Source organism: uncultured Acinetobacter sp. (genome assembly GCF_947624825.1).
GTDB lineage: Bacteria > Pseudomonadota > Gammaproteobacteria > Pseudomonadales > Moraxellaceae > Acinetobacter.
On sequence record NZ_CANQLZ010000033.1, the window covers coordinates 22,812 to 33,034 of the forward strand.

The following is a 10,223-nucleotide window of genomic DNA, read 5'->3' on the forward strand; positions in this document are numbered from 1 at the left end:
TAGGGTAAGCAAAACAATATGCCACATTTAGACACCAACACAGACGTCACACCAAAGCAGCGCAATACGCTACGCAATATTTTGGTTTCAATTTTATTGATTTTTTTATTGCTTGGGGCTGCTTTGGTGGTCATGTTTTCAACCAATGCAGGCAGTCAATTTTTGTTGGACCGGGTGTTGGAGCGTCAACAGATTATTCGCTATGAATATGAAGGCGGTAATTTGTGGCAGGGCTTAATTTTACGTAATGTGGCGCTCAACCTTGCTGCAGTAGAGGTTAAAATTGACCGTGCCGATGTGAATTTGGGATGGCGAGCTATTTTAAATAAGGAAATTCATTTAAGCCGTGCTGATGTGCAGAATTTACAGATTATTACCAAGAACCCACCAAGTGATGAGCCGTTTAAATTTAGCCCAATTCGTCTGCCATTTGTATTGCGTGTTGATCATGTCGATCTCAACCATTTGTTGATTGAAACGTCAAGCGGTACCCAAGTTAATTTTTACGATGCCGTGGTGAACGATGCTCTATGGCAAGACACCAAACTTGAATTTGCTGACACCAACGTCAGTATGGGCTATTTGTTGGTCAAAAATGCCACCGGCAGTATCGACTTTAAAGATAAGTATCCTTTAGATGTAGTTGGTTTGGTTAATTTACCTAGCCTAAATAACAGTTTAAATATCCATGATATTCAGGTGGTGGCTACAGGCAGCTTGGATAGCATCCAAGCCGGTGTGGCGACCCGTAATCCTGATTTATTGACCGGTTGGGTGGTGGTGCATCCGGTACGTAAAAATGTACCTATGTTTGGGGCGCTAAAATTTGCACAGTATCATTTGCCATTTTTAACCGAACAAAAATTATTTGCGGAAAAAGGGATTGCAAAATTTAACGGCAATGCGCAAGGTTTAGCCATTGATTTAAACACCGATCTAAGTGGGCAAGACATTCCAAAAGGTCAATATACGGCGTCAATGTTTACCGACTTTGTCAATCAAATTGACATCCATGCTTTAAATGGCCAAGTGATGCAAGGCGCGGTCAATTTAGCCGGTGTGGTGAGTTGGAAAAATCAAGTGACTTGGGATTTACACGGTCGCTTAGATAAAATTAACCCGAAAGACCCTATTATTCCGCAGGTGGTCAAAGATTTTTTACCGCCGAGTTTGGATGCTGCAATTGCCTCAAAAGGCACCTTGGAAAATGGTCTGCATTTAACTGCGGATGTAGATTTTGATCGCGATGAAACATGGCAGCTTAAACTTGATCAAAATCCCGAGCAAGCCAATAAGCCACAGCCGCTTAACTTGGATGTTACATGGCGTGATTTAGACCGTGCAATACCTTATGTGGGCTGGTTAACCAGTCAGCAAGGCCGCGCACAAGTCAGTTTGCTTGACGGTCAGCAAAACATTGCAGTCAAAACGAAAATTAAGCAACACGAGCAAAGCTTTTTGCCAACTGGGGAATATCAAGCCTTACTCAATATTAAAAATAATATTTTAAACATTCCGCAGTTTAACTATCAAGCTGACACAGGTGGCTTAAATGGTACGGCAGTGGTGGAATTACCCGATGAAAAACGTCAACTCAAATGGCGTGCTAATTTAAACGCCAAGGATTTTAATCCACAAAGTTTGGCCAGCGCCTTACCGGTAGATCGTTTAAATGGTCAAGTGCTTGCCTCAGGTTATGCTTTACCCAACCAGCAAATTATTCAACTACAAAACATTAACCTGTTAGGTCGCTTAACACAGCAAAGTCAAACCGTGCGTTTAAGTGGGAAAAGTACAGCGGCAGTTTTGTTTCATGACGAAAAAGCCGGTGGTGGCTTTAAAGGCTATGCCGTTAATTATGAGGGGGATTTAGATGCCAGTGATATGCCGGTGTCTAAAGGGGGTCTAAATTTTAAAATTGCAGGTACGCCAGAGTTTTTAAATATTCAGCATTTCCAACATCGTGGTATTGCTGGAAATATCTCAGCCAATGGGCAAGTGAATCTAGCCAATACTTTAAGTTGGAAAATCAATGCGGCTTTAAATCAGTTTAAACCGCAGTATTTTGTTGCAGGTGTCAAAGGTGATATATCCGGTCAAGTCACCACTCAAGGCACATGGACCGACAAACTGAAACAAATTCAATTACAGCAACTCAAACTCACGGGTCAGTTAAATGGTAAGCCGCTACGTGGTCAGGGCAATCTGTCTGTATTGCTTAAAAATGACCACAATGGCTTTGTGCCAAGTCAATTTGAAGCCAATGGCTTGTATTTGGCCTATGCCAATAACCAATTGCAAGCCACAGGCAATGCGCAAAACCTACGTTTAAGTATTGATGCACCTGCCTTATATGAGTTGTATCCGGGTTTACGTGGGCGCATCTATGGGAACTTAAATGTACAAGCTGCACCGCGCTTAAAAGCCACCGCCAATTTAGCCGTGGATGATTTTGGTTTGAATGACAGTTTCAGCATTAAAAAAATGCGTCTGCAAGGTGATTTACCCACCTCAACCACCACAGCTACACAAATGCGTGGCACTTTAGTGGGCTTGCGTGCCGGTGGGCGTGAAATTCAACAAGGTGAAATTTCACTGAGTGGACAATACAATGCACATGTATTAAAAGTACAAGCACAAAACCGCCTGAGCAAATTTAATGTCCAGTTAGCAGGTGGTTTTACTGCCAATCATGATTGGCTGGGGCAAATCCAAAAAGGCGATTTTGATTCGCTACGAACCCGTTTGGTGCAACGTCAACATGCAGCCGTGGTGTATAACCAAGCGCGTCAAGAATTACTGGTGGGTGCGCATTGTTGGGTCAGTCAACAAAGTCAATTGTGTGCCGATCAACCCTTACGGATCAGTCCATCTAAAGGCAATGTGTCTTTCATCACGCGTAACGTCAATTTAGATGATTTTGCAGCTTTTATGCCAGAAGGTTTGAGTATTACCGGTTTAGTCAATGGTTACGCCAAAGCTTCATGGGCACAAGGACAACAACCCAAACTCGATGCGCGTTTAGTCACACAAGATGGCAGCATTGGTTTAGCCGCTGAAGACCCTCAATATAACGCGTCTAAAATCAACTATAAACAAGTGGCAGTGGTCGCCAAAAGCGTATCGCAAGGTTTAAAACTGCGCTTAGATGTCACCACACAAAACAGCGGTGTAGGTTATGCTGATGTATTGATTGACCCGTATAGTGCGCGTAAAAACATCAGCGGTGATGTGGCCTTTAAAGACATTGACCTTAAAATTGTGAAGCCATTTATTCAGGATGTGCGTTCTATTGGCGGGCATTTATCTTTTGCCGGTAAAGTGCAAGGTGCATTGAGCGCACCACAGCTCAATGGTGATTTACGTCTAAAAGATGGCGCTATCAGCATGATTTCCTTGCCGGTGAATTTAACCAATATTCAACTGTATTCGGCGATTCGCCAAAATCAAGCCACGATCAATGGTGCCTTCAATAGTGGACGTGGAGTCGGGCAACTGACCGGTGCCATTGATTGGCGTCATGAGCCACGTATTCAGCTTAAACTCAAAGGCGATGATTTGTTGATCCGTCAAGCGCCGTTGATTACGGCTATTGTTGATCCTGAAATTAGCATGGATGTGTTACCCGCACAGCGCCGCATTAGCGTAAATGGTGAGATTCATGTACCACGCGCTTTGATTTCCATGCCAGAAGCCGCAGCACCTGTCGTGAATGTGTCATCCGATGTACGTATTGTGCAAGAGGGACAGAATCAATTGGCAATCTTACGTGCAGCCAAACCTTGGGATGTACGTGCGGATGTGATGGTGCAATTGGGTGATCAAGTAATTTTCCAAGGCTTTGATAGCCGTATTCCACTGTTGGGGCGTTTGTACTTATCACAGCGTGGTTTAGAAACAGCTATGCGTGCCAACGGGGCAATTGGGGTGTCTAAACGGGTAAAAATTGAAGCTTATGGACAAAGCTTGGATCTTAATCGTGCGATTGCACGTTTTAATGGACCATTGGCCAATCCAAGTTTAGATGTAGAAGCCAATAAAGTGGTACAAGGCAGCACAGTAGGTTTACGTGTTACAGGCAATGCATCCAGTCCAAATATCCAAATTTATAATGATGCAGGCTTGTCTGAACAAGAGGCTTTAAATGCTTTAATTACCGGTCGTATTAACGATGGGAATAATGGGATTAGCCAAACAGAAGGCTTTAAGTCTGATGTAAATAATACCATTGCAGCGGCAGGTATCAGCATGGGCTTAGGCGGCACGCGTGCTTTAACCAATCAAATTGGACGTACCATTGGCTTAAGCGGTTTAGCTTTAGATGCACAAGGCACAGGCGATGACACACAAGTTTCAGTGACCGGTTACATTACCCCAGATTTATTTATTCGTTATGGTGTTGGTGTGTTTACGCCAGTCAATAAATTGACTTTGCGTTACCAGATGAATCAGCGGGTCTATGTAGAAGCCAGTCAAGCCTTAGAGCGCGCTGTGGATGTGTTCTATCATTGGAAATTCTAAATAAGATAGCGCTCTTCGGAGCGCTTTTTTTTATTGAGGCTTTACAGCGCTTTTAGTTCCATTATTATAGCCTGCAACAGGAGAGATTCATGAAAAAGTTATTTACTTTATCGATTGTAGCGGCATTGGCAGGTTGTGCGGAAAAACCACCCCTAACCCCCGAACAGCAATGGCAAGGCTACTGTAAAAGTGTAGGTAATGCTGCACGTACCATTATGCTTGATCGTCAGAACTCGATTGAAAAGCAAGCTGCGATTGAACATGCTGAAAAGCTTGAAGACCCAACCACCAAGAAATTTGTTTTAGAGGTGATTGACGAGGTCTATTTATTATCTAGCGATCAAGTCAATGACAATCCAAGTGAAAAGCGTGAAAAAATTCGTGCTGAGGTGACCGAGCGTTGTCAAAGTACCCCATTTGATGAAATCCCAGAATACAAACCGTTCTAAGGAACGGTTTTTTTGTATCAAAATTTAAGATCTTTTGTGATTATGTGTTGAGCTCCTTATACTTCAATATTGGTTAATTTTTAACCAATAGTCATAAAAGGATACATATTATGCAAAAGCTTAAACATGCTCTACTTGGGGTATTTTATTGTTTCGCATGCATGTTCGCCACATCGGCTTATGCAGGATCCAAGGCTGCATTGGCTGAATTACAAGCCCTACAACATTCAAACTTACAGCAGTATCAATCCATTAGTGCAGCCGCTTTAGCTCAAGCCAATTGTGCTGATTTGGCAGTATATGCATCAAATAATCAGCGTGACCTACAAAATTTGATGACGTATGCACAAAATTTATCTCAAGCACCCTCACAAGTACCAGAAAAAGGCGGACTATTAAGAAGTTTAGTGAGTGCTGGTGCAAACTTTATTCCCATTCCTGGCGCAAATTTAGTTGCAGAAGCGGCCGGTAATAATTTTCTTGATGGTGCCAAGAGCATTTTTAGTTTTAATCGGGAGCGTAAACAAAATCAACAGGTCAATGATCAGGCTGAAGCGGTTTTGGCACGTTATCGCTTACAACAACAAGAAGGTCAATTTATTCAAATGGAGCGCACTCAAAAGGGCTGTATTGCTTAACTTTCGCAACAATAAACTTTGGCACTTAAACAAAAAAGCGGCTATAACAAGACTATAAACACAACAAAAAAGGAGTCAAGTCATGGAAGTGGTCGGTTATTTAAATCATGAGGATTTTTTACTTGAAGATGGACGCGGCATGATGGTTTTAGGCAAAGGTGGCTATGTGTTGCATTGTGGCGATCAGGTGATTTTACGTGATTGTATTGATGAACAAGCACAACGCTATTTGGTGACGATTCGCTTTGCCGATTGCCTTGTGGATTTGTTACACGAGGATCAAATGATTTTAAAATTTATCGGTGATCGGGCGAATTTTCAGCAATATATAAAATCAAGTACTGTACACTAAGGTGGAATGGATTTTTTCAAATAAAAAAGACAACATAAGCTTGTCTTTTTTATGACTAATGTTCGTAAATGGGGTTCGCTTAAAGACACTGTGTTGGTTTTACCACCAATATATGCTCATGGAATAAACAATCTAGACATCATTTAGATAGAAAATAATGAGCATCACAAACAAATACTTTAGGCGCATTAACTTTTAACGTGAATTTTAGTAATATTTTGCTGTCCATATTGTTTGCGAAGCTTTATATAAGCAGGAAATCGTAAATAATTTTTTAAAAAAGAGGAATAACACCGTGCTAGAAGCTTACCGCCAACACGTTGAAGAACGTGCCGCACTCGGAGTCCCACCGAAGCCACTTGATGATGCTCAAACAGCTGCATTAGTTGAATTATTAAAGAACCCACCAGCGGGTGAAGAAGCATACTTAGTTGACTTGCTTGAAAACCGTGTTCCAGCGGGTGTTGACCAAGCTGCGTATGTAAAAGCTGCTTTCTTAGCTGCTTTGGCAAAAGGTGAAGCGACTTCTCCACTGGTTTCTAAAGAACGTGCGGTTTACCTACTAGGTACAATGCTTGGTGGTTATAACGTTGCTCCTTTAGTTGAACTTCTTGATGACGCTGAGCTTGCTGAACTTGCAGCTGCAGCACTTAAGAAAACTCTTCTTGTATTTGATGCATTCCATGACGTTGCTGACAAAGCAAAAGCGGGTAATTCCAATGCTCAAGCAGTGCTTCAGTCTTGGGCTGACGCTGAATGGTTCACAAGCCGTCCAGACGTTCCAACTGAAATCAAATTAACTGTTTTCAAAGTGACTGGCGAAACCAACACTGATGACTTGTCTCCAGCACAAGACGCATGGAGCCGTCCAGATATTCCATTGCATGCAAATGCAATGCTTAAAAACGAACGTGATGGCATCAACCCTGAAAAACCAGGTGAAGTTGGTCCATTAAACCAAATCAAAGAATTGATCGCTAAAGGCAACCAAGTTGCTTACGTAGGTGACGTTGTAGGTACAGGTTCATCTCGTAAATCTGCAACTAACTCTGTACTTTGGTTCTTCGGTCAAGACCTTCCACATATTCCAAACAAGAAAGATGGCGGCTACTGCTTAGGTTCTAAGATTGCACCAATTTTCTTCAACACAATGGAAGATGCGGGCGCATTACCGATTGAAATCGATGTTCAAAACATGAACATGGGCGACGAAATCGTTCTTAATGTTGACCACGCTGCTGCAAAAGTAACTGCGTCTAAGAACGGCGAGCAAATTGCTGAAGCTGAACTTAAAACTCCAGTACTTCTTGACGAAGTGCGTGCTGGTGGCCGTATCAACTTAATCGTTGGTCGTGGTTTAACCACTAAAGCGCGTGAAGCGTTAGGTCTTGAGCCATCTACATTATTCCGTACGCCAGTGCAACCTGCTGCAAACGCAAAAGGCTTTACTTTAGCGCAGAAGATGGTAGGTCGTGCTTGTGGTCTTGCTGAAGGTCAAGGCGTACTTCCGGGTACTTACTGTGAACCTAAGATGACCACTGTTGGTTCTCAAGACACCACAGGTCCAATGACTCGTGACGAACTTAAAGATTTAGCATGCTTAGGCTTCTCAGCTGACCTTGTTATGCAATCTTTCTGTCACACAGCAGCATATCCAAAACCAGTTGACGTAACAACTCACCACACACTTCCTGATTTCATCATGAACCGTGGCGGTGTATCTTTACGTCCAGGTGACGGTATTATCCATTCTTGGTTAAACCGTATGCTTCTTCCAGATACAGTAGGTACTGGTGGTGACTCGCATACTCGTTTCCCAATTGGTATTTCATTCCCAGCGGGTTCTGGTCTTGTAGCATTTGCTGCTGCAACTGGTGTTATGCCACTAGACATGCCTGAATCTATCCTTGTGAAATTCAAAGGTAAGATGCAACCTGGTATCACTTTACGTGACCTTGTACATGCAATCCCTTACGTTGCGATCCAACAAGGTGATTTAACAGTTGAGAAAAAAGGTAAGAAGAACATTTTCTCTGGTCGTATCCTTGAGATCGATCTTTCAGAAATGGAAACTGACCTGACTGTTGAGCAAGCATTTGAATTATCTGATGCGTCTGCTGAACGTTCTGCTGCTGGTTGTGCGATCACTCTGTCTGAAGAGAAAGTGGCTGAATACCTACGCTCTAACATCACGATGCTTAAGTGGATGATTGCTGAAGGTTATGGCGATGCGCGTACTATGGCGCGCCGTGTTGAAAACATGGAAAAATGGTTAGCGAACCCATCACTTCTTAAAGCTGATGCGGACGCTGAATACACCAAAGTGTATGAAATTGACCTTGCAACTATCACTGAGCCAGTGCTTTGCTGTCCAAACGACCCAGATGACGCGAAATTGTTATCTGACGTTCAAGGCGTGAAAATTGACGAAGTATTCGTTGGTTCATGTATGACTAACATTGGTCACTTCCGTGCAGCGGGTAAATTGTTAGAAAAAGTACCAGGTGGTTCTTTATCTACACGTCTTTGGTTAGCACCGCCTACGCGTATGGACGAGCGTCAATTAATGGACGAAGGTTTCTACAACATCTACGGTAAAGCTGGCGCGCGTACAGAAATGCCGGGTTGTTCATTATGTATGGGTAACCAAGCACGTGTTGCGCCTAACACCACTTGTGTATCTACCTCTACTCGTAACTTCCCTAACCGTTTAGGTCAAGGTGCGAACGTTTACTTAGCTTCTGCTGAGCTTGCGTCTGTTGCTGCTGTATTGGGTAAATTACCTACTCCAGAAGAATACCAACAATATGCAACTCAAATTGACAGCATGTCTTCTGACATCTATCAATACTTAAGCTTTGACAAAATGGATGCGTACACTGACGCATCTAAAGATGTTGATACTAAGAAAATTGCTGCTGCTCAGTTGACTTAATTGATTTTTAATTGAGCAATAAGCGGTATAAAATAAGGGCTGATTAATCAGCCCTTATTTTTTTGAGTAAAAAATGCATAAACCCAATATTTTTAAATACGCAACTAAAGAACTCTCGCAGGACGCTTTTATTTTTTGGCTGCTTGATCATGTGAATCCTAAATATCAAGATGTAGACCCAAGAATCAAAAGTTGCGCAATGAATTTGATTGCAGCATTTTTTGAATTAGAAGATAAAAAAATGCCTGAACAGATCATGGAATTTAGTCTCCATAAACAATATAAAAACATCGACATACTTCTTAAAATCAACAATTTCTCTATTATTATAGAAGATAAAACTGGAACAAAAGCACATGGTGATCAATTAACAAGATATAGAAATATTATAGTTTCAGAGGTGGGGGAGGAAAATGTATTAGCTATATTTTTTAAAACGCATGATCAATCTAATTATAAAAAGGAAGTCGAAGAGGGATTTAAGATTTTTTCTAGAGATAAGTTAGTTGCGGTTTTAGAAACTTATAAAGATGTGAATAGTGATATTTTTAATAACTTTAAAGATTATATTACAGAAATTGAAGACGAAGTTAATGCATTTATTTATAAAGATGAATGGAATAATAAGAATTGGATTGGATTCTTTAAATATGTCCAAAAAGAATTAAATCGTGGAGATTGGGGATATGTACCGAATCAAAATGGCGGATTCATGGGATATTGGTGGGCTTTTGAAAAGAATGAAACTTGTTGGCAATATCTTCAAATTCAGGAAAATGAACTTGTTCTAAAAATTAATGCTCGTAAGCCTGAAAATTATAGTAAGTTCAGAAATATTTGCTATAAACACTTTTTGGAAAATGCCAAAAAAGAGGGTCTAAGTTTTCAGAAACCTACGCGTTTTGGTAGTGGCGAGACAATGACAATCCTTAAAACAGATTATTTGGTAAAAGACGAATCAAAATTGATTAATTTAGATGAAACTTTAAATAAGTTGAAAGCTTATACTCAGTTTATAGAAAAATACGCTTTAAAAATTGAAGATTTTGCTCAATAAGTCAAAATTATCATATTTTTTAGGGATAGAAATAAGTCGCTAGTAGGCTAGATGGTTTTGACCTACTAGATTAATCCCCATTTGATTTGATTGCTAGAATATATAACTTAGAGTTGAGTAAAATGATTTATAAAAGAAATCCTGTATTATAAAGCTTCAACTTTACACTATTGGAAATAAATCGTTTAATCCACATTGAACCGTACCGGGTTTGTCGGAGACTTTTTTATTTAAGTTAAGCCACCTGACCTAACGGGTTAATCTTATCATA

6 protein-coding genes are annotated in these 10,223 nt (G+C 41.1%); all 6 read left to right on the top strand.

The annotated features are described in order from the left end of the window. Nucleotides 1-18 precede the first annotated feature (18 nt). The 6 genes from Q0017_RS08935 to Q0017_RS08960 all read left to right on the top strand — a co-directional run bounded on the left by Q0017_RS08935 (nt 19) and on the right by Q0017_RS08960 (nt 9,952). Nucleotides 19-4,521 (top strand): translocation/assembly module TamB domain-containing protein, encoded by a 4,503-nt coding sequence (locus Q0017_RS08935; RefSeq protein ID WP_298145586.1) that lies wholly within the window; start codon nt 19-21, stop codon nt 4,519-4,521. Between the two features lie 89 nt (nt 4,522-4,610). Next, on the top strand, nt 4,611-4,970 hold the full coding sequence (locus tag Q0017_RS08940; protein WP_298145589.1) for a hypothetical protein: 360 nt from the start codon (nt 4,611-4,613) through the stop codon (nt 4,968-4,970). Nucleotides 4,971-5,080: 110 nt separating this feature from the next. After that, complete coding sequence (locus Q0017_RS08945; protein WP_298145591.1) at nt 5,081-5,608, top strand: hypothetical protein; 528 nt, start codon at nt 5,081-5,083, stop codon at nt 5,606-5,608. Nucleotides 5,609-5,690: 82 nt separating this feature from the next. Beyond that, complete coding sequence (locus Q0017_RS08950) at nt 5,691-5,960, top strand: hypothetical protein (protein WP_298145594.1); 270 nt, start codon at nt 5,691-5,693, stop codon at nt 5,958-5,960. A 295-nt stretch (nt 5,961-6,255) separates the two neighbouring features. After that, entirely contained in the window at nt 6,256-8,895 is a 2,640-nt protein-coding gene (locus Q0017_RS08955; RefSeq protein WP_298145596.1) for a bifunctional aconitate hydratase 2/2-methylisocitrate dehydratase, read from the top strand. Between the two features lie 73 nt (nt 8,896-8,968). Then, entirely contained in the window at nt 8,969-9,952 is a 984-nt protein-coding gene (locus tag Q0017_RS08960) for a PD-(D/E)XK nuclease family protein (RefSeq protein WP_298145600.1), read from the top strand. Nucleotides 9,953-10,223 lie beyond the last annotated feature (271 nt).